General features: G+C 72.3%; 21 protein-coding genes. 8 read left to right on the top strand and 13 right to left on the bottom strand.

Annotated elements, in window-relative coordinates; translation table 11 throughout:
* Positions 1-70: 70 nt before the first annotated feature.
* Positions 71-1,363 (bottom strand): peptidoglycan DD-metalloendopeptidase family protein, encoded by a 1,293-nt coding sequence (locus ACPPVX_RS01025; protein WP_426573022.1) that lies wholly within the window; start codon positions 1,361-1,363, stop codon positions 71-73.
* Between the two features lie 84 nt (positions 1,364-1,447).
* On the bottom strand, positions 1,448-2,743 hold the full coding sequence (locus tag ACPPVX_RS01030; RefSeq protein WP_426573023.1) for an acetyl-CoA hydrolase/transferase family protein: 1,296 nt from the start codon (positions 2,741-2,743) through the stop codon (positions 1,448-1,450).
* Between the two features lie 104 nt (positions 2,744-2,847).
* Here ACPPVX_RS01030 and ACPPVX_RS01035 point away from each other — a divergent pair, with 104 nt between their 5' ends.
* The 5 genes from ACPPVX_RS01035 to ACPPVX_RS01055 all read left to right on the top strand — a co-directional run bounded on the left by ACPPVX_RS01035 (position 2,848) and on the right by ACPPVX_RS01055 (position 8,807).
* Complete coding sequence (locus tag ACPPVX_RS01035) at positions 2,848-3,465, top strand: PadR family transcriptional regulator (RefSeq protein WP_426573024.1); 618 nt, start codon at positions 2,848-2,850, stop codon at positions 3,463-3,465.
* Positions 3,466-3,470: 5 nt separating this feature from the next.
* Complete coding sequence (locus tag ACPPVX_RS01040; protein ID WP_426574970.1) at positions 3,471-4,193, top strand: ABC transporter ATP-binding protein; 723 nt, start codon at positions 3,471-3,473, stop codon at positions 4,191-4,193.
* On the top strand, positions 4,190-6,637 hold the full coding sequence (locus ACPPVX_RS01045; protein ID WP_426573025.1) for an ABC transporter permease: 2,448 nt from the start codon (positions 4,190-4,192) through the stop codon (positions 6,635-6,637). Before ACPPVX_RS01040 ends, ACPPVX_RS01045 begins: the two co-directional genes overlap by 4 nt.
* Positions 6,638-6,669: 32 nt before the next feature.
* A complete protein-coding gene (locus ACPPVX_RS01050) occupies positions 6,670-8,181 on the top strand; it encodes an AMP-binding protein (RefSeq protein ID WP_426573026.1) in 1,512 nt (503 codons plus the stop codon).
* Positions 8,182-8,252: 71 nt separating this feature from the next.
* Positions 8,253-8,807, top strand: coding sequence for a hypothetical protein (locus tag ACPPVX_RS01055; RefSeq protein WP_426573027.1), 555 nt, complete (start codon positions 8,253-8,255; stop codon positions 8,805-8,807).
* A gap of 6 nt (positions 8,808-8,813) precedes the next feature.
* Here ACPPVX_RS01055 and ACPPVX_RS01060 read toward each other — a convergent pair whose 3' ends face one another.
* The 7 genes from ACPPVX_RS01060 to ACPPVX_RS01090 all read right to left on the bottom strand — a co-directional run bounded on the left by ACPPVX_RS01060 (position 8,814) and on the right by ACPPVX_RS01090 (position 16,108).
* A complete protein-coding gene (locus ACPPVX_RS01060; protein WP_426573028.1) occupies positions 8,814-9,140 on the bottom strand; it encodes an antibiotic biosynthesis monooxygenase family protein in 327 nt (108 codons plus the stop codon).
* Positions 9,141-9,181: 41 nt separating this feature from the next.
* Positions 9,182-10,429 (bottom strand): cytochrome P450, encoded by a 1,248-nt coding sequence (locus tag ACPPVX_RS01065; RefSeq protein ID WP_426573029.1) that lies wholly within the window; start codon positions 10,427-10,429, stop codon positions 9,182-9,184.
* A gap of 6 nt (positions 10,430-10,435) precedes the next feature.
* Positions 10,436-11,566 (bottom strand): nitronate monooxygenase, encoded by a 1,131-nt coding sequence (locus ACPPVX_RS01070; RefSeq protein WP_426573030.1) that lies wholly within the window; start codon positions 11,564-11,566, stop codon positions 10,436-10,438.
* A gap of 71 nt (positions 11,567-11,637) precedes the next feature.
* Positions 11,638-12,855 carry a cytochrome P450 gene (locus tag ACPPVX_RS01075; RefSeq protein WP_426573031.1) on the bottom strand — a complete coding sequence of 406 codons (1,218 nt, stop codon included), beginning with the start codon at positions 12,853-12,855 and terminating at the stop codon, positions 11,638-11,640.
* The gene (locus tag ACPPVX_RS01080) at positions 12,852-13,523 is read right to left on the bottom strand and encodes a TetR/AcrR family transcriptional regulator (RefSeq protein ID WP_426573032.1); all 672 of its coding nucleotides are present in this window, start codon (positions 13,521-13,523) and stop codon (positions 12,852-12,854) included. The genes ACPPVX_RS01075 and ACPPVX_RS01080 overlap by 4 nt, the downstream gene beginning before the upstream one ends.
* A 208-nt stretch (positions 13,524-13,731) precedes the next feature.
* On the bottom strand, positions 13,732-15,642 hold the full coding sequence (locus tag ACPPVX_RS01085; RefSeq protein WP_426573033.1) for a DEAD/DEAH box helicase: 1,911 nt from the start codon (positions 15,640-15,642) through the stop codon (positions 13,732-13,734).
* A 253-nt stretch (positions 15,643-15,895) separates the two neighbouring features.
* Positions 15,896-16,108 (bottom strand): hypothetical protein, encoded by a 213-nt coding sequence (locus ACPPVX_RS01090; protein WP_426573034.1) that lies wholly within the window; start codon positions 16,106-16,108, stop codon positions 15,896-15,898.
* A 106-nt stretch (positions 16,109-16,214) separates the two neighbouring features.
* On the opposite strand from ACPPVX_RS01090, the gene ACPPVX_RS01095 reads away from it, so the two are divergent.
* Positions 16,215-17,744: a DNA-3-methyladenine glycosylase 2 family protein gene (locus tag ACPPVX_RS01095; RefSeq protein WP_426573035.1), complete on the top strand. Its 1,530-nt coding sequence runs from the start codon at positions 16,215-16,217 to the stop codon at positions 17,742-17,744.
* Between the two features lie 38 nt (positions 17,745-17,782).
* Here the strand turns inward: ACPPVX_RS01095 and ACPPVX_RS01100 are convergent, their stop codons facing one another.
* Positions 17,783-18,244 carry a nuclear transport factor 2 family protein gene (locus tag ACPPVX_RS01100; protein ID WP_426573036.1) on the bottom strand — a complete coding sequence of 154 codons (462 nt, stop codon included), beginning with the start codon at positions 18,242-18,244 and terminating at the stop codon, positions 17,783-17,785.
* A 112-nt stretch (positions 18,245-18,356) separates the two neighbouring features.
* On the opposite strand from ACPPVX_RS01100, the gene ACPPVX_RS01105 reads away from it, so the two are divergent.
* Complete coding sequence (locus ACPPVX_RS01105) at positions 18,357-18,761, top strand: DoxX family protein (protein WP_426573037.1); 405 nt, start codon at positions 18,357-18,359, stop codon at positions 18,759-18,761.
* Between the two features lies 1 nt (position 18,762).
* Positions 18,763-19,680, top strand: coding sequence for a 1,4-dihydroxy-2-naphthoyl-CoA synthase (locus ACPPVX_RS01110; protein ID WP_426573038.1), 918 nt, complete (start codon positions 18,763-18,765; stop codon positions 19,678-19,680).
* 48 nt (positions 19,681-19,728) lie between these two features.
* Here the strand turns inward: ACPPVX_RS01110 and ACPPVX_RS01115 are convergent, their stop codons facing one another.
* The 3 genes from ACPPVX_RS01115 to ACPPVX_RS01125 form a co-directional block, all read right to left on the bottom strand.
* On the bottom strand, positions 19,729-20,571 hold the full coding sequence (locus tag ACPPVX_RS01115) for a 5'/3'-nucleotidase SurE (RefSeq protein WP_426573039.1): 843 nt from the start codon (positions 20,569-20,571) through the stop codon (positions 19,729-19,731).
* A 93-nt stretch (positions 20,572-20,664) separates the two neighbouring features.
* Positions 20,665-22,383, bottom strand: a complete 1,719-nt coding sequence (locus tag ACPPVX_RS01120) for an N-acyl-D-amino-acid deacylase family protein (RefSeq protein WP_426573040.1) — start codon at positions 22,381-22,383, stop codon at positions 20,665-20,667.
* 143 nt (positions 22,384-22,526) lie between these two features.
* Positions 22,527-24,392 carry a carboxyl transferase domain-containing protein gene (locus tag ACPPVX_RS01125; RefSeq protein ID WP_426573041.1) on the bottom strand — a complete coding sequence of 622 codons (1,866 nt, stop codon included), beginning with the start codon at positions 24,390-24,392 and terminating at the stop codon, positions 22,527-22,529.
* Between the last annotated feature and the right edge of the window lie 8 nt (positions 24,393-24,400).

Genomic DNA, 24,400 nt, shown 5'->3' on the forward strand with positions numbered 1-24,400 from the left:
TCGCAGGGGTCAGCGCCTGGGAGACCTGCCCCCTCCACGACCTTCGGCCGGGGCGAGGGACGCGACGAGATCAGTTGCCGGTCTGGGGGTAGGTCACCACGGCGTTGAAGTCGACGACGCCCTCGGGGTTGATCGGCATGCCCTTGATGCGGGTCTCGAAGTGGCAGTGGGGCCCGGTGGAGAGGCCGGTGGATCCCACCAGCGCGATCACGTCGCCGCGCTTCACGATCTGACCGGGGACCACCAGCATCTTGCTGGTGTGGCCGTAGAGCGTGGCCAGCGAGTGGCCGTGGTCGATGACCACCGCGTTGCCGTAGCCGCCCCGGACCTCGGCGAGCACGACGACACCGTCGGCCGCGGCATGGATCGGCGTGCCCGTCGGGGCGCCGAGGTCGGCGCCGGCGTGGAGGCGGTCGATGCCGAGGATCGGGTGGTGGCGCATGCCGAACGGCGAGCTGACCTTGACCCCGGGGAGCGGGTTCGTGATGAGCACGGACCCGGGCGTCCACTCGGGCTGGTTCGCCTGCAGGGCGGCCAGGATCAGCGCGACGCCGTCGGACGCGTGGCCCACCGAGTTGATCTGGCCCTCGAGGAGCGCCTTCGAGCCCTGCACCTGCTGCAGCAGGGCCGCCTCCATGAACGCCTTCACGCTCAGGTCGGTCAGGAGCTGCTGCTGCTGCTGGCGGGCGCCGACCAGGAACTCCGCCGCCCCCTGGATCTCGTCGCGGGCGGAGGCCGCCGTGTCACGAGCCTGGTTCGCCGCCTTGGAGGCCCTGGTGCGGGCCCGCTGGGCGACCTCGAGGTCGGCGACCAGAGATTCGGTGCTCCCCGAGACGGCGTGGCCGTAGGTGATCGCCTGCCCGACCTCCTCGCCGTTCTGGGCGTTGAGGAAGGCCTCGAGCCGTCCCCCGGTCAGGCCACCCGTCACGTAGGAGGCGACGATCTGCTTGCGCAGCCGGTCGCGGGCCGAGCGCACGGCCTGCTCGGCCCGCTTGCGCTGCGCGATGCGGACCTGGAGCTCGTGCTCGGCCTTGGTGTACGCCTGCTGGGCGGACAGGAGCTCGGTCTGCTTGGCCTGGGTCTGGCGGGTGAGGACGGCGAGGTCGGCGGTGGCCTTGATCCGGGCGAGCTGCGCGTCGCTCAGCTGCTGGAGGACCTCGGCCTCCTTGCCGGAGATCTCGTCGAACTGCGACTTGAGGTCGCCGCCCGCATCCTCGAGCGTGGGGGGCAGCGTGGTGGTGGTGCTGCCCGCCGGCGGCGTCTGGGCGGCGGCCGGAACGGCGAGCGCGCCGAGGAACAGGCCCGCGCTGAGCACGAGTGCCACCGCACGATGGCGGCCGAAGATGGTGGTGATCGATGGCATCGCCGGCAGTGAGTTCCCCTGGGCAACCACGGTAGTCGTACCGATCTCGTCGGCACGTGCGGGACGGATCTGGAGCGGTTTCGCTCAGGCGGGCGGCCACACCTCGGCCTGGGCCATCAGCTCGTCGCGGAACTCGGGGTGGCTGATCGCCGCCAGCTCACGGGCCCGCTCCCTGACCGTGCGGCCGCGCAGCTCGGCCACGCCGTACTCGGTGATGACCACGTCGAGCTGGTGGCGCGGCGTGGTGATGATGGTCCCGGCGGGGAACTGCCCGGCGATGCGCGAGATCCGCTGCCCGCCCACCACGGTCGACGAGCGCAGGCAGATCAGCGAGCGGTCCTCGAGCTCGAGCCCGGAGGCGGCCACGAAGTCCTCGTGCCCGCCGATGCCCGAGAACTGGGCGCCGGCGAGCGTGTCGGCCACGGCCTGGCCGGCGAGATCCACCGCCAGGGCCCCGTTGATCGAGACCATCCGGCGGTTCTTGGAGATCAGCTCCGGTGAGTTGACCAGCTCGACCGGCAGGAACCGCACCTCGGTGTTGCCGTCGAGCCAGTCGTAGAGCTCTCGGGTGCCGCCGGCGAAGGTGGTGATCGACACGCCGTCGTAGATGCCCTTGTTGTTGGTCACCTTCCCGGCCAGGTGCAGCTTCATCAGCCCCGTGGTGAACATCTCGGAGTGGATGCCGAAGTCGCCCTTGTCGCCGGCGGCGAGCAGCGAGGCCACGGTCGAGGGGACCCCGCCGATGCCGGTCTGGATGGTGGCGCCGTCGACCACGAAGTCGTCGACGAACGCGGCGATGGCCTGCTCGTCGGGGGTCGGCTCGGGGTCGCCGATCACGAACGGCTCGCGCTCGGTCTCCACGAGCACGTCGATGCGGTCGACGTGGATGCGGTGGCGGTGCTCCCCCAGACCCTGCGTGGTGGGGAACCGCGGGCTGGCCTCCACCACCAGGATCCGGCCCGGATCGGTGGCGGCGCGCTCGATCTCGGTGATGGTGGCGCCGGCGTGCAGCGACAGGCTGCACCAGCCGTTGGCGTCGGGCGGCGAGGCGGCCGTGGCCATCACGCGGGGCCCGATGTGCTCGAGGGCCGGACCGAACCGGCGGAAGTCGGCGGGCACGAACTCGATGGCCCCGCCCTGGTCGCGCATCAGGCGTTCGAGCGGACCGTAGAAGCCCGACAGGAAGCGCACGCCGGGCTGGCCGAACACCGCGTAGAAGTCGGTGAGCAGCGCGCCCGTGATCAGCAGGTCGTCCCAGTCGTCGCGCTCGCCGAGGGCGTGGAGGAAGCCGCCGGGGTGCCCCGGGCCGAGCGGGATGCCCAGCACGTCGGTGGGGTGCAGCAGTGCCGCGGCCTGCTGGGGGGTCAACCGCTCGGTCATGGCCGCCGAAGCTACGCCAGTGCCCGCTGACGTGCGGCCACGCGACTTGACCGCTTCACGATACTGAGTATCCTACCCGGTATCTTCTACCTTCGGAGGTGGCCATGAGCGTCCGCCACGCCCTGCTGGCCCTGCTCAGCGACGGACCCAAGTACGGACTCCAGCTCCGCCACGAGTTCGAGTCCCGGACCGGCGAGGTCTGGCCGCTGAACGTCGGCCAGGTGTACACCACGCTCCAGCGCCTCGAGCGTGATGGCCTGGTGGCATCCGACGGCGCCGAGGACGGTCCCCAGAAGGGCTACCGCATCACCGACCACGGGGCCATCGAGCTGACCGCCTGGCTCCAGACCCCACCGGAGATGGCCCAGCCCCCGCGCGACGAGCTGCTCATCAAGGTGCTCGTCGCCACCCAGGTGCCCGAGGTCGACGTGCACGAGGTCATCCAGGTCCACCGCCGCCACCTGATCGAGGCGATGCAGCGGTACACCGCCGTGAAGGTCGATGCCGACCCCGACGATGCGGCGCTCGCGCTCGTCATCGACGCCGAGCTGTTCCGCATCGAGGCCGCGGTGCGCTGGCTCGACACCGCCGAGGTGCGCCTCCCTCGCCACGCCGCTCCCCCGTCGGCTGCGCCCGGCCCACCGACCCCGCCGGACGCGTCCGACGAGGCGGCCCACGAGACGGCCCACGAGACGGCCGAGCCCCAGGAGGTGCGGTCGTGACCCCCATGTTGGAGCTGCGCCAGACCACCAAGACCTACGGCGAGGGCTCCGCGGCGGTCCACGCCCTCAGAGCGGTCGACCTCTCGGTCGCGCCCGGTGAGCTGGTGGCGATCATGGGCCCGAGCGGGTCGGGCAAGAGCAGCCTGCTCACCATCGCCGGGAGCCTCGAGGACGCCACGAGCGGCGACGTCATCGTCGACGGGGCGGCCATCGCCGACCTGAGCCGCAACGAGAAGGCCCAGCTCCGTCGGCGGTCGATCGGGTTCGTCTTCCAGGACTTCAACCTGCTGCCGGGGCTCACCGCGGCGGAGAACGTCGCCATGCCGCTCGAGCTCGACGGCACCAGCGGCCGCAAGGCCCGGGTCTTGGCGCTCGAGGCGCTCGACGAGCTGGGGCTCACCGAGCGGGCCGAGCACTTCCCCGACGACCTGTCCGGCGGCGAGCGCCAGCGCGTCGCCATCGCCCGGGCCGTGGTCGGCGACCGCCGGCTCCTCCTCGCCGATGAGCCCACGGGCGCGCTCGACTCGGTGAACAGCGAGGCCGTGATGCGGCTGCTGCGCCAGATCTGCTCTCGGGGCGCCGCCGGCGTCGTGGTGACCCACGATGCCCAGCTGGCCTCGTGGGCCAACCGCGTGGTGTTCCTGCGCGACGGCCGGGTCGTCGACCAGACCTCGCCGCCCACCGGGCCCGAGACGCTCCTCGCCGCCGCCGCACCCAACCCGTCGTGAGCACGGCGCGCCGTCCAGGCGGCCCTCCCCGCCGGGCGCTGGTCCGGTGGTCCTGGCGCATGTTCCGCAAGGAGTGGCGCCAGCAGGTCCTGGTCCTCAGCCTGATCACCGTGGCGGTCGCCATCGCCGTGGCCGGCTCCACCATGGCCCTCAACGCGGCCAACGCGACCCAGCCCGGGTTCGGCACCGCCGGCGCCATGGCCCGGATCCCCGTGACCGATGCCGCCCGGGCCGCAACGGCCATCCGGACCGCTGAAGACCGGTTCGGCCCGGTCGAGGTGATCGGCCACGACCAGGTCCGCGTCCCGGGATCGACCGACCCGCTCGACGTGCGGGCACAGGATCCGAACGGCCGCTTCGGCCACACCATGCTGGGCCTGCGCAGCGGCCGCTACCCCACGGCGAACGACGAGGTGGCGCTCACCCCGGGCGTGGCCGACCTCCTGTCGGCCCACGTCGGCGACCCGGTCCACCTGGGTCGCCGGGACCTCACGGTCGTCGGGATCGTGGAGGACCCCACCGGGCTCGGCGACGACTTCGCCCTCGTCGCGCCCGACGACGGCCGTTCGGCCACGTCGCTCACCCTGCTGTTCGCCCCGCCGGGGACGAGCGGGAGGAGCGCCGGCGAGCGGGGAAGCAGCGACGGCGCCCCCGGCGGTCCGATCTCCATCCCCGTGATGATCCGGGGCAGCAAGGGTCCCGTGGCCGCGCTCATCCTGATCGCCGTCACGCTGGCCATGGCCCTGGTCGGCCTCATCGCGGCCGCAGGGTTCGTCGTGGTCGCCCAGCGCCGTCAGCGCCAGCTGGGCCTGCTCGCCGCCATCGGGGCCACCGAGCGCCACCTCCGCCTGGTGGTGGTGGCCAACGGGGCGATCGTCGGGACGGTGGCAGCGCTGGCGGGCACCGCGCTCGGCGTGCTCGGCTGGGTGCTGGGCGCCCCGGCGGTCGAGCAGGCGGCGGGGCGGCGGATCTCCCGCTTCGACCTGCCGTGGGGCGTGATCGCCGGCTGTGCCGCTGTCGCCGTGCTCATGTCGATCGCCGCCGCCTGGTGGCCGGCGCGCCGGATGTCCCGCATCCCGGTGATCGCCGCGCTCTCGGGCCGACCGCCCGTGCCGGCACCCGTCCACCGTTCGCTCGCCGTCGCCGTCGTCCTTCCGCTGGCCGGCGTGGCCGCCATCGCCACGGCCATCCCGCCCCACGCCGACGTCCGGCCGCTCCTGCTGATCGCAGGCGTCGTCGCCGTCGCCATCGGCACCGTGTTCGCGGCGCCGGCGGCCATCCGGGTCGGCGCCGCCCCGGCCGCCCGCCTCCCCTTCGCCGGACGCCTGGCCCTGCGGGACCTGGCCCGGTTCCAGGGCCGGGCGGCGGCGGCGCTCGCGGCCATCACGTTCGTGGTGGGGATCTCGGTCACCGTGGTCGCCATCGCCGGTGCCAACCAGTACCGGGCCGACGAGGGCAACCTCTCGAACCGGGACCTGCTCGTCCAGATCGAGCGGCCCATCATCGACCCGGGGTCCGAGCCCACCCTGTCGAAGGCCCAGCTGGCCCAGCTCGACGCCTCGGCCGCCAAGGTGGCCGCCGCCATCGACGGCGCCACCGTGCTGGCGCTCGACGTCGCTCACCCCGACAACACCAGCGACGATCCCGAGCTGCACCGACCGGTGTCCGAGGCGCGGCAGGTCGGCAGCAACTCGTGGAACGAGGTGGGGATCCCGGTGATCGCCACGCCCGAGCTCCTCGCGCACTACGGCATCGACCCGAAGACGATCGATCCCAGCACCGACCTGATCACGAGCGACCCGGGCGACGTCCTCCTCCTCGACACGTCGACGCGCGAGGGGCCGAAGGGGAGCAAGGTCCAGCGGGTCGACCTGCCCAGGTACTCCTCCGCGCCGCACGCCATGATCACCGAGGCAGCAGTCGAGCGCCACGGCTGGATCCGCGGGCGGTCGGGCTGGCTGGTCGAGTCGCCGCACGCCCTGACCACCGAGCAGATCGCCGCCGCCCGCAAGGCGGCCGCCGACGCCGGCCTGACCATCGAGGTCCGCTCGGCCCAGGACAACCTCGCCGCCGTGCGCACGATCGCCACCGGTGTCGGCGCCCTGCTCGCCCTCGCCATCGTGGCGATGACGGTGGGCCTGATCCGCAGCGAGTCGGCCCGGGACCTGCGCACGCTCACGGCCACCGGCGCCAGCAGCCGCACCCGACGCGCCCTCACCGCGTGCACTGCGGGGGCGCTCGCCCTGTTGGGCGTGGTGCTCGGCACGGCCGGCGCCTACGTGGCGCTCCTGGCCGGCTACCACAGCGACCTCAGCCGCCTGGCCCCCCTCCCCTGGCCGCACCTGCTGCTCATCGCCGTCGGCCTCCCGGTGCTCGCGGCGGGAGCCGGCTGGCTCCTCGCCGGCCGGGAACCGCGGACCTTCTCCCGCCAGACGTTCGACTGACGCCGACCCGGCGGCCGCTACCGTCGTCGCTCGTGCCCGACCTGCCCCCGATGGAGCTCCCCGATGCCACCGGCGCGCTGGTGGTCGACGCGCGCCGGGCCTGGTCCGCCGACGAGGTCTGGGACACCGCCGACCGCATCGCCCACCTGGCGAGGGCGGCAACCGCGCCGCCACCGGGCGGGAGCCGACGGCGAGTGGCGGTGTTCGCCGAGAACGCGGCGGAGGCGGCGATCGCCCACGTCGGCGCCATGCGGTCGGGCGCGTCGGTGGTGGCCGTCAACAGCCACCTCGCCGCACCCGAGGCGGCCTACCAGCTCGAGGCGGGCGACGTGGCGCTGGTCATCGCCGGCCCCGACACGGCCGATCGGGCCCGCACCGCCGCTGCGCTCGTGGGCCGCTGCGAGGTGCGCCCGTGGAGCGACCCCGATTGGGGGGCCTGGCTGGCCGCCGCCCCCGCCGGTCCGCCGCCCGACGACGTGCCCATCGTGCCCAACCTCCTGTTCACGTCGGGCACCACCGGCACGCCCAAGGCCACCCACCTCCCGCCCAACGTCTTCCCCACGCGGGCCTCGTGGGCCGACTTCGTGACGGCCACCGGGGCCAACCGCTTCGTCGGCCTCGGCCGGCACCTCGTGGTGGCACCGCTGCACCACACCGGCCCGCTCAACGCGGTTCGCGCCCTCTCGGTCGGCACCCCCGTCGGGCTCCTCCCCCGCTTCGACGCCCCTGCCGCGCTCACGGCCATCGACCGGTGGCAGGTCGCATCGACCACCGTCGTCCCCACGCACCTCGCCCGCCTCCTGGCGGTCCCCCAGGCCGATCGAGCGCACTTCGACGTGTCGAGCCTCCGGCTGGTGTTCCTGACCGGTGCGGCCTGCCCGATCGACGTCAAGCGCGGGATCATCGACTGGTTCGGGCCGGTCGTCCTCGAGGCGTACGGCGCCACCGAGGTCGGCGTCACCAACTCGATCACGAGCGAGGACTGGCTCACCCACGTCGGCTCGGTCGGCCGCTCCGTCGCCCCGTACACCGCGGTGGTGGTCGACGAGGCCGGGCAGGAGCTCGCCCCCGGCGAGGAGGGTCGGCTCTACTTCCGCGACTCCACGGGGCGCGGCATCGTCTACGAGGGCGATCCCGACCGCACGGCAGCGGCCCACATCGCGCCGGGTGTGTTCACCCTGGGCGAGATCGGCAAGATCGACGCCGACGGCTGGGTGTACATCACCGACCGGTTCTCCGACATGGTCGTGACCGGCGGCGTGAACGTGTACCCCGCCGAGATGGAGCAGGTGCTCGTCGCCCACCCGAGCGTGGCCGACGTGGCCGGGATCGGCACCGCCCATCCCGACCTGGGCGAGCAGCTCGTCGCCCTCGTCGTCCCCGCCGACCTCGACGAGCCACCCACCATCGCCGAGCTCCAGGCGTGGTGCGAGGACCGCCTGTCCCGCTACAAGTGCCCCCGCGAGATCCGCCTGGTCACCGATCTCGGCCGCAACGCCCTGGGCAAGCTCGACAAGCGCTCGTTGCGGGCCGCGCAGGCCTGACCAGCCGCTGCCCGGCGCCCGCTCGCCTGTTCTGGCAGGATCTCGGCTCGCACGAACAGCGGGAGGATCCGATGGGGAGCACGTACGCCAACGTCACGGTCGTGGGCGCCGAGGTCGCCGCGGTGCAGGCCGCGCTCGCAGGGACCGGAGCGCACCTGGCCCAGAGCGGCGCCGACGTGGTGGTGTTCTCCCCGCACGACGAGGGTGAGGGCATGGGCGGTGCGGTCACCGCGTCGCACCTGTCCGAGGCGCTGGCGGTCCCGGTGGTCGAGGCGCTGGTGTTCGACGAGGACTTCTTGACCCTGCAGGTCGCGGTGAACGGCGCCGTCGTGGCCCGAGCGGTCGCGCCACCCACGGGAGCCGAGATCATGGGCGAGATGGGCGGCGACCTCATCGGATCCGGCCTCACGTCCGCCGAGGAGGCTGCCGCCCTGGTCGCGGCGATCGGCCGGGGCGACCTCGACCAGGTGCGCGACGCGCTCGAAGCCGGCAACGTGTTCGCCAGCGAGTCGCACCACGCCGTGTTCGCGGCCCTCGGCCTGCCCACGCTGGGCGTGGGCTGGGGCCACCGCTACCTGGAGCAGGACCGCGAGCTGTTCGACGCGGTGCCGCTCGTCACCGCCTGACCGAGGTCAGGCCTGGCCCGACGACCCGCCGGCCACGACGTAGCTCCAGAGCTCGGCGCCCGTGCTGACGGGCCCGCCGCTCGGTGCCGGGCGGTCGGCGCCGGCGTGGCCGTGCGCGAACGACTGGGACGCGGTCCAGGCGTCGAACGACTCCTGGTCGCGCCAGCGCGTGACGACGAGCCACTGGAGGCGCTCGTCGGTGGGCTGGAGGAGCTCGAAGCCCTCGAAGCCGTCCTGTCCGTCGACGGCCCCGGCGCGCGCGGCGAAGCGCTTCGCGAGCTCGTCGCCCGAGTCGGCCGGCACGGTGATGGCGTTGATCTTGATGACGGTCATGCCGCCATCCTTGCCGCCCTCACCGGGCCGGCCCCAGCCGGTCAGGCGCCGTAGCTGACCGGGTACTCCTTCAGCGCGTGCAGCCAGCCCGAACGGAGGCGGGTGGGGTCACCCAGCTCCTGGATGTTGGGCAGGTGGTCGGCGATGGCGTTGAACATCAGGTTGATCTCGACCTTGGCCAGGTTGGCGCCCACGCAGAAGTGGGCGCCGCCGCCGCCGAACCCGACGTGCGGGTTCGGGTCGCGCAGGATGTCGAACGAGTGGGGGTCCTCGAAGACCGTCTCGTCGAAGTTGGCCGAGCTGTAGACGAGCCCGACGCGCTGGCCCTTCTTGACCTGCTCGCCGTGCAGCTCCACGTCCTGCTCGGCCGTGCGCTGGAACATCACCACGGGGGTGGCCCAGCGCACGATCTCGTCGGCCGTGGTCTCGGGCCGCTCGGCCTTGTACAGCTCCCACTGGTCGGGGTTCTGCATGAAGGCGTGCATGCCGTGGCTGATGGCGTTGCGGGTGGTCTCGTTGCCGGCCACCGCCAAGATGAGGACGAACCAGGCGAGCTCCTCAGAGGTGAGCACGTCCTGCTCGGTGGAGGCCACCACGAGGCGGGTGATGATGTCGTCGGCCGGGCACGCCTTGCGCTCCTCGCCGAGCATCATGGCGTAGCCGAGGATCTCGGCCGAGGCCACGGCCGGATCGCCGTCGAGGTCCGGGTCGTCGTAGGCCATCATCTGGTTGGACCAGTTGAAGATCTGCTTTCGGTCGTCCTGCGGGAAGCCCATCAGGTCGGCCAGCGCCTGGAGGGGCAGCTCGCAGGCCACGTCCTCCACGAAGTTGCCCTGGCCCTTGGCCTTGGCCTCGATGCAGATCTGGTTGGCCCGCTCGCGGAGCACGTCTTCGATCTTGGCGACGCCGCGGGGCGTGAACACGCCGCGGGAGACGATGCCGCGCACCTTGTTGTGCTCGGGATCGTCCATGTTGAGGAGCATGTTGCGCTGGATCTCGCGCTCCCCTTGCCCCATGGTCCCCTGGAACTTCACGATGGCGGTGTTCTCGGCCGACGACCAGCCGTCACGGGCACCGGAGATGGCCTTGACGTCCTCGTGGCGGGTGGCGAGCCAGAAGCCGCCGTCGGTGAAGCTCGAGTTCTCCTGGGTCTGCGGGTTCCAGAACAAGGGCTTGTTCTGGCGCAGGTAGGCGAACTCGGGGAGCGGGACACCGGCGACCAACGTGTCGGGGTTGGTGAAGTCCGTCCCGGGCTCGACGTGGCTCACGGGGCAGCGATCGATGCTCATGGGTGCTCAGGCCTCCGAGGTCTGGTTCATCAGGTTGGACATCCGCTCGTTCGCTTCGATGCACTCCTCGACCATCTCGAAGATCACGTCGCGCGACGGCCGCATCTTCTCGAAGCGGCCGACGATCTGGCCCACCGGGTTGAACTGCACGTCCTTGGCCTGCTCGGGGTACATGTGCCCGCGCTGCACCGCGTTGGAGGTGACCATGAACTGCATCGGCATGCCGAGCGGCTGCGGGTTGGCCGGGTCCTCCCAGGCGTCGGTCCAGTCGTTGCGCAGCATGCGGCACGGCTTGCCGGTCCACGACCGGCTGCGCAGCGTGTCCTTGCTCGTGGCGTCGAAGTAGGCCTGCATCTGGGCCGGCGGCACGTCGGCCTCGGCGACGGTGAGCCAGAGCGAACCGGTCCACACGCCCTGCGCGCCCATGGCGAGCGCGGCGGCCATCTGGCGGCCGCTGCCGATCCCGCCGGCGGCGAGCATGGGCGTGTCGCCGAGCACGTCGAGCACCTCGGGCCACAGGACCATGGAGCCGATCTCACCGGTGTGGCCACCGCCCTCGGTGCCCTGGGCGATGACGATGTCGACACCGGCAGCCTTGTGGCGGGCGGCCTGCGACGCCGAGCCGCAGAGGGCGGCGATGAGCTTGCCCTTCTCGTGGACGCTGTCGATCACGTCGGGCGGCGGGGTGCCGAGGGCGTTGGCGAGCAGCGCCACCTTCTCGTGCGACAGGGCGATCTCGGCCTGCGGGCCGGCGATGGCGGTGCCGAAGCCGATCAGCTCGCGCATCCTCTCCTCTTCGGGGAGGTCGGGCACGTTGTGCTCGGCGAGGAGCTTCTGCACGAAGTCGCGGTGCTCCTGCGGGATCATCGCCTTGAGGTCTTCCTCGAGCTTGTCGGCGTCGGTGGCGCCCATGCCCTCGTACTTGCCGGGGATGACGATGTCGACGCCGTAGACGTGGTCGCCGATGTGCTCGTCGATCCAGTTCAGCTCGACCTCGAGCTGCTCCGGGGTGAAGCCCACGGCGCCGAGGACGCCGAGCCCGCCGGCCTTGCTCACCGCGACGACGACGTCACGACAGTGGGTGAAGGCGAAGATCGGGAACTCGATGCCGAGCTTCTTGGCGATGTCGGTCTGCATTGGGTGGTGCTCCTGGAACGGTGATCGTGAGAGTGGTGGACGTAGCGCGGTGGTGACCGAGGCCCGCAGGCTCAGCCGTTGAGCTTCACGGGGAGGTACTTGATGCCGTTGACGAAGTCGGACCGCATGCGCTTGTGCTGGCCCGCCGCCTCGACGTCGGGGAAGCGGCGCAGGAACGTGCGCAGCATCGTCTTGATCTGGGCCCGGGCCAGGTTGGCCCCGAGGCAGAAGTGGGTGCCGCCACCGCCGAAGGTGACGTGGTCGTTGGGCGTGCGGCGAGCGTCGAACACCTCGGGGTTCTCGAAGTGGCTCGGGTCGCGGTTGGCAGCCGGGTAGTAGATGACCACCTTGTCGCCGGCCTTGATGGCCTGCCCGGCGATCTCCGTGTCCACCGTGGCCGTGCGGCGGAAGTTGTGGATCGAGGCCCCCCAGCGGAGGAACTCCTCGGTGGCGCTGGCCCAGAGCTCGTCGTCGTCGATGCCCTCGACCAGCTGCTGCTTCAGCTCGGGGAACTCCAAGATGGCGACCATCGAGTGCGAGATCAGGTTGCGCGTGGTCTCGTTGCCCGCCACCACCAGGGTGACGAAGAACATGTTGAGCTCCTGGTCCGACAGCCGGTCGCCGTCGACCTCGGCCAGGGCCAGGGCGGTGATGATGTCGTCTCGGGGGTTGGCCCGGCGGTCGGCGGCCAGGGCGTCGCAGTACATGTAGATCTCCGCCATGGCGGCCTCGCCGTCCTCCTCGGACACCCGGAAGTCGGGGTCCTGGGCGCCGACCATGCGGTTGCTCCAGTCGAACACGAGGTGGCGGTCCTCGACCGGCACGCCGAGGAGCTCGCAGATCACCTGCAGGGGCAGCTCGGCCGCCACCCGCTCGACGAACTCGATCTCGTCCTCGCCCTCCACGTCGGCGACGATCCCCTGGGCCAGCTCCTGGATGTGGTCGACCAGGGCGTTGATCATGCGGGGCTTGAAGCCGGCGCTGACCAGGCGGCGGAAGCGGGAGTGCTTCGGCGGGTCCATGTTCAAGATGGTCATGCGGACCAGCTCCATGGACGCCTCGTCCATGTCGGCCAGGAAGGTGGAGCCCAGCTCGGCGCTGAACGTGACGTGGTCTCGGCTCACGGCGCGGACGTCGTCGTAGCGGGTGACGGCCCAGAACCCCTGGTACTCGGGGTGGTCGTGCCAGAACACGGGCGCTTCGTCGCGCAGCAGCTCGAACTGGTCGTACGGAACCCCCTCCGCCCAGGTGTCTTCGAGGAGATCGATCTGATCCAGGTTGATGCTCATGGCGTGGCTCCTGCTTGGATTCGGGGCTTCGATGTGGGGGCGGAAGATCGGGAGAGGGTCGCGCCGTCGGCCGAGGGCAGCCCGAGCAGCCGGCGCAGCCCGGCGACGACGACCGGCTGCGGGAACGCGGTCGGGTCGATGCGGTACTGGAACGCGGCGCCGACGAGCAGGCCGAGCACCTGGGCGGCGATGTCGAGCGCGGGCCCGGGCAGCTCGAAGCCGAACTCCTCCGACCAGTCCTCGAGGCCGCCGGCGAGCCCGGCGCGCATCATCCGGAAGCGCTCGGCCCCGACGGTGCCGATCTCCGGGTCGCGCACGGCGTGGAGCCACAGCTCGAACTCGAGCAGCAGCCAGGCGTCGCCGCTCTCGCTGTCGCGACGGATCAGCCCGGCCCAGAGGGCACCGAGGCGGCCATCGAGATCGGTCTCGCCCTCGAGGGACCGAGTGAGGTCGCTGATGGTCTGCTCGATCCATTGCTCGAGCAGCCCGATCAGCAGGCCTTCCTTGCCCCCGAAGTGGTCGTAGAGCGCGCCGGTCGTGCGGTCGGCGGCCGTCGCCACCGCCTCGGCCGAGGTGGCATGGAAGCCCTTGTTGGCGAACTGGTCGGCCGCTGCGGCCAACAGGAGCGCGCGCGTCTCGGCGCGTCGCTGCTCCTGCGTTCTCCCCATGCGGGGCAACTTACATCGGCCGTCCTATGTATGTCGACCATCCGATGTATGCACTCCGTCACACCGCGTGGTGGGCCGGAGCGACCCGCGGTAGCACCCGCGCCCCGACCGCTGGTCGATCTTCCACCCGATCCCTGGCTTGTGGTCGATCGTCCACCTCACAAGGGGAAGATCGACCACAAGACGACGATGACTGCGGCGATCGGCCTCAGCGGGTGCGCTGGCTGGCCGGGGGGCGCGGCTTGCCGCTGCGGCGCTTCTTGGCGGCCGGGACGGGCTCGCCGGCGTCAGACAGCTCCTGGCGCTTGGCCTTGCGACGGCTGGCGCCGCTCGGGCGGACCTTCGATCCGCCGGGCACGTTGCTCGGGAGGCTCCGGTCGCCGGAGCCGGTGGAGCCGGTGCTGGGACGCTGACCGGCCTTGGAGGCGGCGCGCTGCTTGGCGCGGTTGGCCTCGGCCTTCTCGTTGGCGGCGGCCCGGGCATCGCGCTCGGCGTCGGTGAACTGGCGGTTGCGCCGGTCGGCGCGGTTCTCGCGCGACGACTTGGTGGACGCCTCCTCGTTGGCCCAGCGCGCCTGGCGCTCGGACCGCTCGGAGCGGTCCTCGGGGCGCGACGACCGGGGCGAGCCGTGGTCGGACCGCTCGGTGCGGCCGGGGCGAGCGGCGGAGCGAGACGGGTTGCGGCTCAGATCCGATGGGCGAGCGCCGCTGCGATCGTCGGTGCGGTTGCCCGAGCGCGAGGGCGTCCGGTCGGTGGAGCCGGTGCGGTCCTGGCCGGCGGGCCGGTCCTGGCGGTCGGAGCGCTGCGGGCGGTCGTTGCGGGGCCGGCTGGGGCGCGAGGTGGGCTCGTCCCAGTCTCGCTGCGAGCGCTCCTGGCGCTGGGCCTGCGTCTTGGCCTGGGCCCGGACCTTGTTGCGGTCCGGGCTGTTGGACGGCACCGGCGGGGTGAGGTCCTTGACCCGGGCCTTGTTGCGGCCCGACGTGGGCCGGAACGCCTGCTGCGGGCCCTCGGGGAGCGAGAGCACGTCGGGCTCGCCGATCTCGACGTCGACGCCGGCGCCCTTCTTGATCTTGACGGCGTCCTTGCGCTGGCTCTTGTCGATGAGCGTCACGACGGTGCCGGTCATCCCGGCGCGGCCGGTGCGGCCGGAGCGGTGGATGTAGTCCTTGTGGTCGGCGGGCAGGTCGAAGTGGACCACGCCCATCACGCCGTCGACGTGGATGCCGCGGGCGGCGACGTCGGTGGCCACGAGGGCCTGGACGTCACCCCGGTGGAACGCCTCGAGGGCCCGCTCGCGCTGGGCTTGGCTGCGGTTGCCGTGGATGGCCGCCGCCTTGATGCCGGCGTTGCCGAGCTGCTTGGCGATGCGGTCGGACCCGTGCTTCGTGCGGCTGAACACGACGGTGGGGCCGAGGCGATCGACGATCTGGGCGAGCAGGGCGACGCGCTCGGTCCGCTCGGAGATCCAGAAGTGGTGGACGACGTCGCCGCTCTCCTCGTCCTCGACCTCGTGGACGACGGGGTTCTTCTGGTAGCGCTGGACCAGCGAGTCGATGGCGCCGTCGAGCGTGGCCGAGAACAGGACCGTCTGGCGGTCGTCGCGGGTCTCGTCGAGGATGCGCTTCACGTCGGGCAGGAAGCCCATGTCGGCCATGCGGTCGGCCTCGTCGACCACCGCGAAGGTGACCGACCGGAGGTCGCAGCAGTTGCGGTCGAGCAGGTCGATCAGCCGGCCGGGGGTGGCGACGACGATGTCGATGCCGGCGCGCAGCTTCTTGATCTGCGGCTCGATGCCGGCGCCGCCGTACACCGCGAGGATGCGCAGGCCGCTGTTGAGGTTCTCGAGCTCCTCGGACACCTGGATGGCGAGCTCCCGCGTGGGGGCGAGCACCAGGCCGTGGGGCTTCTTGGGGGCGGACCGGGTGACGCGGGCGACCATGGGCACGCCGAAGGCGATGGTCTTGCCGGAGCCGGTGGGCGCCTTGCCGCAGAGGTCTCGACCGGCGAGCGCCGGCGGGATGGTGGCGACCTGGATGGGGAACGCCTCGGTGATCCCGCGGTTGGCGAGCGCGGTGGCGATCGCCTCGGGGACGCCGAGGGAGGCGAAGGTGGTGGACATGGGGGCAGATCTCCTTGACGCCACGGTGGGCGGATCGGGTGTGGCAGGAACGGCGTCGGCCGGAGCCGAGGTCGACAGCCATCTCCCGCTCCTGTCAGCCGGAGCCGACGGACCCGAACGTGGGTCTTGGGTTCGCCTCTCGGCGCCCCCTCTGAGATCGCTGTCCGATCGCGCGGGCCAGGCCCGCACTGATCGACCCGATCAACCTAGTCGACCGAACGCCCGCCCTCGCAGCTCGTCGGGCGGTCAGGTGTCACTCCGGGTGCTGCTCGAACCAGTCGTCCATGGCGGCCTCCCAGCGGGCCACCTGGTCCGATGTGAGCGTGCGAGCGTTCTCCTCGGTCAGCACGAACCCGCAGGTGCGAGCGGCGTGGACGTAGGAGGGGTGCACGCCGGCCCGCTCCATGGCGTCGGTGAGGGAGCGGGAGATGTCGGCGGGGCCGGTCCGAGGCTCTTCGTCGATCACGTACGCGACGCTACGGCCCGGAGCGCCGTGGTGGGCGGACCGCGCTCCGCACGGCCCTGGCCGATTTCCGCTAGTGAAGTGGTCGCGCCTCCGGCACGATGGGCGGGTGATCAACGACGAGGAGAGCTGCTACCGGGCCGTGAAGAGCAAGGACCGCCGCTTCGACGGCTGGTTCTTCGTCGGCGTCACCTCGACGGGGATCTTCTGCCGTCCCAGCTGCCCGGCCACCACCCCTCGGCGGGCGAACGTGCGCTTCTACCCCACCGCGGCCGCGGCCCAGGGCGCCGGCTTCCGCGCGTGCCGGAGGTGCCGGCCCGACACGGCGCCCGGGAGCCCCGAGTGGAACGTCCGGGGCGACCTGGCCTCGCGGGCGATGCGCCTGATCGATGACGGCCTCCTCGATCGGGAGGGGGTGGCCGGCGTCGCCCGCCGGATGGCCGTGAGCGAGCGCCACCTCCACCGGGTGCTCGTCCAGGAGCTGGGCGCCCCTCCCCTGGCTCTCGCCCGCTCCCGCCGGGCCCAGACCGCGCGCATCCTGATCGAGACCACGGCGCTGCCGTTCACCGAGATCGCGTTCGCGGCCGGGTTCTCGAGCATCCGCCAGTTCAACGACACCGTCCGCGAGTTCTTCGGCGCCAGCCCGACGGTGCTCCGCGCCGACCGCACCACCTCGATCAAGCGGAGCCGGTCCGCCACCGGAGGGGTTCCCGTGGTGCTCGAACCGGCGGGCACCGCACCGGGCCCCACACCGGTCTCGCTGCGCTTGGCCACCCGGTCGCCGTTCGCCGGCTCGGAGGTCGTCGGCTTCCTCGCCCTGCGCGCCATCCCGGGCGTCGAGACGGTCGATCCCGACGGCACCTACCACCGCGTGCTGCGCCTCCCGAGCGGCCCGGCCGTGGTGGCGCTGAGGGGCGCGCCGGACCACGTCGAGGCCCGGCTGGTGCTGTCCGACCTTCGCGACCTGGGGCCGGCTGTGGCTCGTTGCCGTCGGCTCCTGGACCTCGATGCCGACCCCGAGGCGGTCGACGACGCCCTCTCGGCCGACCCCGTCCTGCGGCCGCTCGTGGCCGCCACGCCGGGGCGCCGCTCCCCCGGCGCGGCCGACGGCACCGAGCTGCTCGTCCGGGCCGTGATCGGCCAGCAGGTGTCGGTGGCCGGGGCCCGCACGGTCGCCGGCCGCGTGGCCGCCGCGCTCGGCGAGCCCCTGCCGTCATCGCTCCGGGCCACCGCCGGCGTGCCGGAGTCGCTGACCCTCGCGTTCCCCGATGCGACTGCGATCGCGGCGGCCGACCCCACCACGTTCTCCATGCCCCGGGCCCGGGGGCTGGCCCTCACCACCGCATGCGCGCTGGTGGCCGACGGCTGCGTCGCCCTCGACCCGGGCTCCGATCGCGAGGACGTCGAGCGCCGCCTCCTCGCCGTGAAGGGCATCGGCCCCTGGACCACGTCGTACATCGCCATGCGGGCGCTCAGCGATCCCGACGTGTTCCTGCCGACCGACCTGGGGGTCCTCCGGGGGCTCGCCAACCTGGGCGGGCCTGCCGATCCCAAGGGCGCGGCCCTGCTCGCCGAGCCGTGGCGCCCCTGGCGCTCCTACGCCCTGCACCACCTGTGGGGAGCGGCCGGCCCCGGCTGATCGGGGGCAGGCCGCTCAGCTGGCTCGGCTCGCCGTGCTCAGGCCCACTTGTTGGCGGTGAGGTTGAAGCTGGGCACGTCGTCGAACGAGACCATCTGCTCGTAGATGCGCTCGTAGCCGGTGTGGGCGATGCGCCACACGCCGTCGGCCCCCCGCTGGTAGCGGTCCTGGTAGGTGGACGCGCCGTCGAGCAGGAACCGGTAGTCGGTCATGATCACCCGATCCATGAGGCTCCACGTGCCGGTGGCGGTGTCGCCGTCGACGGTGAACTCGGGGTGGTGCACCTGGTGCAGCGTGATCATGTTCGTGCCGAGGTTCTCGCGCATGTAGGCCACGATCTCCGCCGGCCCGGTGAACTCCAGGCGCGTGCCGTAGACGGCGGTGGCATCGTCGGTGAAGCACGATGCGAACAGCTCCCAGTCCTTGTGGTCCAGGGCCCGCGTGTAGCGGTACTTGAGCTCCTCGAGCTCCCGGAAGGTCACGAGATCGGCAGCATCCATGGCAGTCCCCTTGCGTGTCGGTGCGGCGGCGCCGGTGATCCTGACACACCGTCAGGTCCCGCGACGCCGCTCCAGGGGCAGCGGTCGCCCCCTGGTCGGTAGCCTCCCGGCCGTGACCCAGACCACTGCTCCACCCATCGAGTCCGCCAAGCACCGTGCGCTCCGCATGCGGGTGGGCAGCGGCCTGCTCGCCATGGGGGTCGCCCACGTGGTGGCACCGGCTCCGTTCGTGAAGATCATCCCCGACCGGGTCCCGGCGCCGGAGCTGTGGAACCTGGTGGCGGCCGCCGCCGAGGGCTTGGCCGGCGTCCTGCTCCTCACGAGCGATCCCAAGAAGCAGCGCCTCGGTGGGGTGCTGGCCACGGTCACCTTCATCGGCGTCTACCCGGCCAACATCGACATGGCCATCAAGGCCGGGCCGCCCACCAACCCCAAGGCCATCGCCGCGTGGGCCCGCCTGCCGATGCAGCTGCCGATGATCCGCTCCGGGATCCGCCTGGCCAAGGGCGAGGCCTGACGTGCCGGCCCTCGAGGGCACCTCCGAGATCTTCGACCCCACCGCCTGGAAGCTGGTCCCCGGCTTCGAGGACCTCCAGGACATCACGTACCACCGGGCGGTCGACGTGGGCTGCGTGCGGGTCGCGTTCGATCGGCCCGAGATCCGCAACGCCTTCCGCCCGGCCACCGTCGACGAGCTCTACCGCGTGCTCGACCACGCCCGGCAGAGCTCCGACGTGGGCTGCGTCCTGCTCACCGGCAACGGCCCCTCGCCCCGCGACGGCGGCTGGGCGTTCTGCTCCGGCGGCGATCAGCGCATGCGGGGCAAGGACGGGTACAAGTACGCCGACGGCGACACCTCCGAGACCATCGACGCCGGCCGCTCCGGGCGGCTCCACATCCTCGAGGTGCAGCGCATGATCCGCACCATGCCGAAGATCGTGATCTGCCTCGTGCCCGGGTGGGCGGCCGGGGGCGGTCACAGCCTCCACGTGGTGGCCGACCTCACGCTCGCCAGCCGGGAGCACGCCCGGTTCCGTCAGACCGATGCCGACGTGGCCAGCTTCGACGGCGGCTTCGGATCGGCGTACCTGGCCCGCCAGGTCGGCCAGAAGTTCGCCCGCGAGATCTTCTTCCTGGGCGACACCTACACGGCCGAGGACGCCTACCGGATGGGCATGGTCAACCGCGCCGTCGATCACGCCGACCTCGAGCGGGTGGGCCTCGAGTGGGCCCGCAAGATCATGGGCAAGAGCCCCACGGCCCAGCGCATGCTCAAGTTCAGCTTCAACCTGATCGACGACGGGCTCGTCGGCCAGCAGGTCTTCGCGGGTGAGGCCACGCGCCTGGCCTACGGCACCGACGAGGCCGCCGAGGGCCGCGACTCGTTCCTGGAGAAGCGCGACCCCGACTGGTCGCCCTACCCCTGGCACTACTGACGGCGACGTGGTCGGTGGCGACGCTGCCACCGACCACCGTCGATCGGGTCAGCTGGCCGGGGTGTCCGGCACGGTGCTGATGGTCACGAACCCGTTGTTGAGCGCCGAGATGTCGTCGGTGAGCTCCGACTCGGGCTTGGTCGAGGCGCAGTCCTGGTTGGCGATGGCGCCTTCCATCGAGGTCCCCACCTCGACGTCGAGCTGGCCGCGGATCTTGCTCGGCGGCTTGCAGCTCGGGAAGTTCATGTTGGTGACCTGGACCTTGGCGTCGCCCGACTCGATGTCGGCCCGGTTCTTCTTCACCCAGTCGAGGATGAAGGGGATGGCCGCGTCGTAGTCGAACGTCGTGCCGATGCCCTGGCTGGTGGCCAGGGCGGGCACGCCACGGGCCACGGCGGCGCGGGCGGCGCCGATCGTCCCGGAGAAGTCGACCGAGGAGGCGATGTTCTGCCCTGAGTTGATGCCGGTGATCACGAGGTCGGGCTTGAGGCCCTCGTCGTCCATCGCCACGCGGACCGAATCGGAGGGGAAGCCCTCGACGGCCTTGGCCTCGTGGCCGCTGATGGTCTTGACGTCGGTGACCTTCAGATCGCCGTCGGTGCTCTTGCCGCCGGTGCCGCTCTGCTGCGTCAGGGGGGCGACGACCGTGACCTTCACGTTGTCGAGCGTCTCGAGCCCGGTCACGAGCTTGTCGATGCCCTCAGCCGAGTAGCCGTCGTCGTTGGAGACCAGGATCTCGAGCGGGCCGGCGGCCGCCGTGGTGGTGGTCTTGGCCGCAGCCGGCGTGGTGGTGGTGTCCTTCGCGCTGTCGCTGCCGCTGGAGCCGCACGCGGCGAGCGTTCCGAGGGCGAGGGCGGCCGCCAGGGCGAGGGCAGGGGTACGTCGTTGCATCAGGTTCTGATCTCCGTGGGAAGGTGGATGGGTGGTGGCGCCGCGGCAGTGTCGCATGCTCGCCCGCCACCGAGGTGCACGCAGGGTGAACGGTCAGCGGGCGCCGCGCAGGAGGCGTCCCGGGTGCTCGCCGGTGGCCTCGCCGTTGCGGTAGGTGACCGTGCCGGACTTGATGGTGGCGACGTAGCCGTCGGCCTTCTGCACGATGCGGCGGCCGCCGGCGGGCAGGTCGGCGACCACCTCGGGCACGTGGAGCTGCAAGGCGTCGAAGTCGATCACGTTGATGTCGGCGACGTAGCCGGGGGCCAGGACCCCGCGGTCACCGAGCCCGTACAGGGCGGCGGTGTCGCTGGTCTGGCGCTTGACGATGAGCTCCAGCGGGAGCCGCTCGCCCCGGGTGCGGTCGCGCACCCAGTGGGTCATCATCCAGGTGGGCATCGACGCGTCGCAGATCGTGCCGACGTGGGCGCCGCCGTCGGCAAGGCCCAGGACGGCTGCAGGGTGCAGGATCATCTCGCGGGTCGAGTCGGAGTGGCCGTCGCTGTAGTTGAGGATCGGCAGGTACAGCAGGCCGCGCCCGTCGTTGGCCAGCATGGCGTCGAGGGCGACCTCGATGACCGACCGGCCCGAGCGCTCGGCCACGGCGGCGAGGCTGGCGTCGGGGCCGGGCTCGTAGTCGGGCGGGTCGCCCAGGAGGTACGTGCGCTGGGCGGCGTGGGCCAGCTGCTCGGCAGCCGCGGCGTCGGGCTCCCAGTCGAGGATCGCCGCCCGCCCTTCCGGCGTGCGCAGCCAGGCCACCTTCTCGGCGGCCGGCTGACCGGCGAGCGCCTGGTATGCCGGCACGCCGTCGATGAACGAGTACGTGGTGTCGAAGCCGGAGAGCATCCCGGTGGGCCGTCCGGCCACCTGCGGGTGCAGCGGCGCTCCGCTCGCCACCGCGGCTGCCGACTCGTCGAGCATCTCCCGCCACAGCTCGGGCGCGGTGTCGACCTGCAGCAGGGCGAAGGTGACGGGCCGGTGGATGGCCTCGGCCAGCTTCCGCATCCAGGCCACCTCGACCATGGGCGCCACGATGTCCTCGCCGGCCGACCCGGCGGGGGCCAGCTCGAACACGCCCGCCTCCAGCTCCCCGAGCACGGCGCCGATGCCGAACAGCTCGTCCTCGGCGGCGTAGGTGCCGGGCACGGGCTCGCCGTCGATGGCGCGGTGGGCGATGGTGCGGCTGGTGGAGAACCCGAGCGCACCGGCCTGCACGGCCTCCTTGACGATGGCGGCCATCGCCGCGATGTCCTCGGCGGTGGCGGGCTCGTTGCGGGCCCCGCGGTCGCCCATGATGTAGGCGCGCACCGCCCCGTGGGCGATCTGGGTCCCGATGTCGGTGGTCCACGACATCCGGTCGAGCGCGTCGAGGTACTCGGGGAAGCTCTCCCACTCCCAGGTGATGCCCTCGGCCAGCGCGGTGCCGGGGATGTCCTCGACCCCTTCCATGAGGCCGATCAGCCAGTCGTGCTGATCCGGCCGGGCCGGGGCGAACCCGACGCCGCAGTTGCCCATGACGAGCGTGGTCACGCCGTGCCACGAGCTGGGTGCCAGCTCCTGGTCCCAGGTGGCCTGGCCGTCGTAGTGGCTGTGCACGTCGACCCAGCCCGGGGCGACCAGCGCACCCTCGGCATCGATCTCCTGGGCGCCCGAGCCCGGCACGACGCCGACCTCGGTGATGCGCCCATCGTCGATGGCGATGTCGGCGAGCCGGGCCGGTGCGCCGGTCCCGTCGACGACGCGGCCGTTGCGGATCACCAGATCATGTGCCATCAGTCAGTTTTCCCCTGTGCTCGCCGCCGCGAATGAGAACACGTTACAAAACCTGCGACCCGGGTGCAGAGCGCGGTCGGGCCAGCGCGGTCAGCGTCGGCGGTGACCCGCAGGCCGAGCCGGACGGGCCCGCCGCCACGAGCTCACCACGGGTCGATCCCCGGCCGCTTCCGCCCCGAGCGCGGCGTGGGCGCCGGCGCCGACCGGAACGCGTGCAGCACCCGGGCCCGCGTCTCCGCCGGGTCGATCACGTCGTCGATCTCGAGGTGGGCGGCCATGTTCAGGGCCTCACCGCGCCGGTAGGCGGCCTCGACCATCTGGTCGAACGCCGCCTGGCGCTCCACCGGGTCGGCGATCGCTTCGAGCTCACGGCGGAACCCGAGCCGCACGGCCCCTTCCAGGCCCATGCCCCCGAACTCGCCGGTCGGCCAGGACAGCGTGGCGATCGGGGCCCGGAAGCTCCCCCCGGCCATGGCCTGCGCGCCCAGGCCGTAGCCCTTCCGCAGCACCACGGTCACGAGCGGCACCGTCATCGACGTGGCCGTCACGAAGAGCCGGGAGAACCGCCGCACCTGGGCCGCCTCCTCGGCCTCGGGGCCCACGAGGAAGCCCGGCGTGTCGCAGAGCGAGAGGACCGGGAGGTCGTGGCCGTCGCACAGCTGCAGGAAGCGGGCGGCCTTGTCGGCTGCCGGCGCGTCGATCGCCCCGCCCAGCACCCCGGGATCGTTGGCGATGACCCCGATCGGGACGCCCTCGATGCGGATCAGCGCGGTGATGATCCCGGCTCCGTAGGCCCGGCGCAGCTCGAGCACCGACCCCTCGTCGGCGAGGCCCTGCACCACGAGGCGGACGTCGTAGACCCGCTTGCGGTTCTCGGGGATGACCCCGCGCAGCGCCTCCTGGTCGGGGGCGGCGCCGGGGGCGACCGCACCCTGGAAGTACGAGAGGTACTGCTTCGCCACCGCCACCGCTTCGGCCTCATCGGCCACCGGGAGGTCGACGACGCCGTTGGCCACCTGCACCTCGATCGGGCCGATGTCTTCGGGGGCGAAGGACCCCAGGCCCCCGCCCTCGATCATCGCCGGGCCCCCCATGCCGATGTTGCTGTCGGCGGTGGCGATGACCGTGTCGCAGCACCCGAGCAGGGCGGCGTTGCCCGCGAAGCACCGCCCGGCGGCGATGCCCACCGTGGGCACCAGGCCCGACAGCCGCGCGAAGTGCTCGAACGCCCGGGTGTCGAGGCCGGCGATCACCGGCACGTCGGTGTCGCCCGGACGTCCGCCGCCGCCCTCGGCGAACAGCACCACCGGGAGCCGCAGCCGCTCGACCAGCTCGAAGATGCGGTCCTTCTTGGCGTGGTTCCGCTGCCCCTGGGTGCCGGCGAGCACGGTGTAGTCGTACGCCACCACCGCGCAGCGGGCCCGATCCTCGGGCACGAGGTGGCCGTTCACCCGGCCGATGCCGGTGATCAGGCCGTCGGCCGGGGTGTTGGCCTGCAGGTCCTCGCGGGACCGGCGGGCCTCTTGGGCGGCGAAGGCGAAGCCGCCGTACTCGGCGAACGTGCCGGGGTCGCACAGGTCGTCGACGTTCTCCCGAGCGGTCCGCTGGCCGCGGGCGTGGCGCTTGGCCACCGCCTCCGGTCGAGCCGCATCGGTGAGCAGCTCGCGCCGGGCGAGCAGCGCGGCCAGGTCGGCCCGCACCTCCGGGTCACCGTCGGCCGCAGGTGGGGCGACCGCCTCCGGTACCGATCCGGTGCGGTCGGCCGCCGTGGCGATGCGGGCGAGGCGCTCCCCCGCGGCCACCGCTTGGCCGTCGACGACGTCGAGGTGCTCGACGGTGCCGTCGACCGGCGCCTCGACCGGGTGCTCCATCTTCATGACCTCCAGCACGACCACCGTCTGACCTGCCCGCACCCGGTCGCCGACCGCGACGGGGACGGCGGACACCGTGGCGGCCATGGGTGCCACCAGCTGGTGGACGGCGGCGGCAGGCTCGGAGGTGGGCGGCATGGCGCAGG

Origin of the sequence: Aquihabitans sp. McL0605, from assembly GCF_049993875.1 — a bacterium.
Lineage (GTDB): Bacteria > Actinomycetota > Acidimicrobiia > Acidimicrobiales > Iamiaceae > Aquihabitans.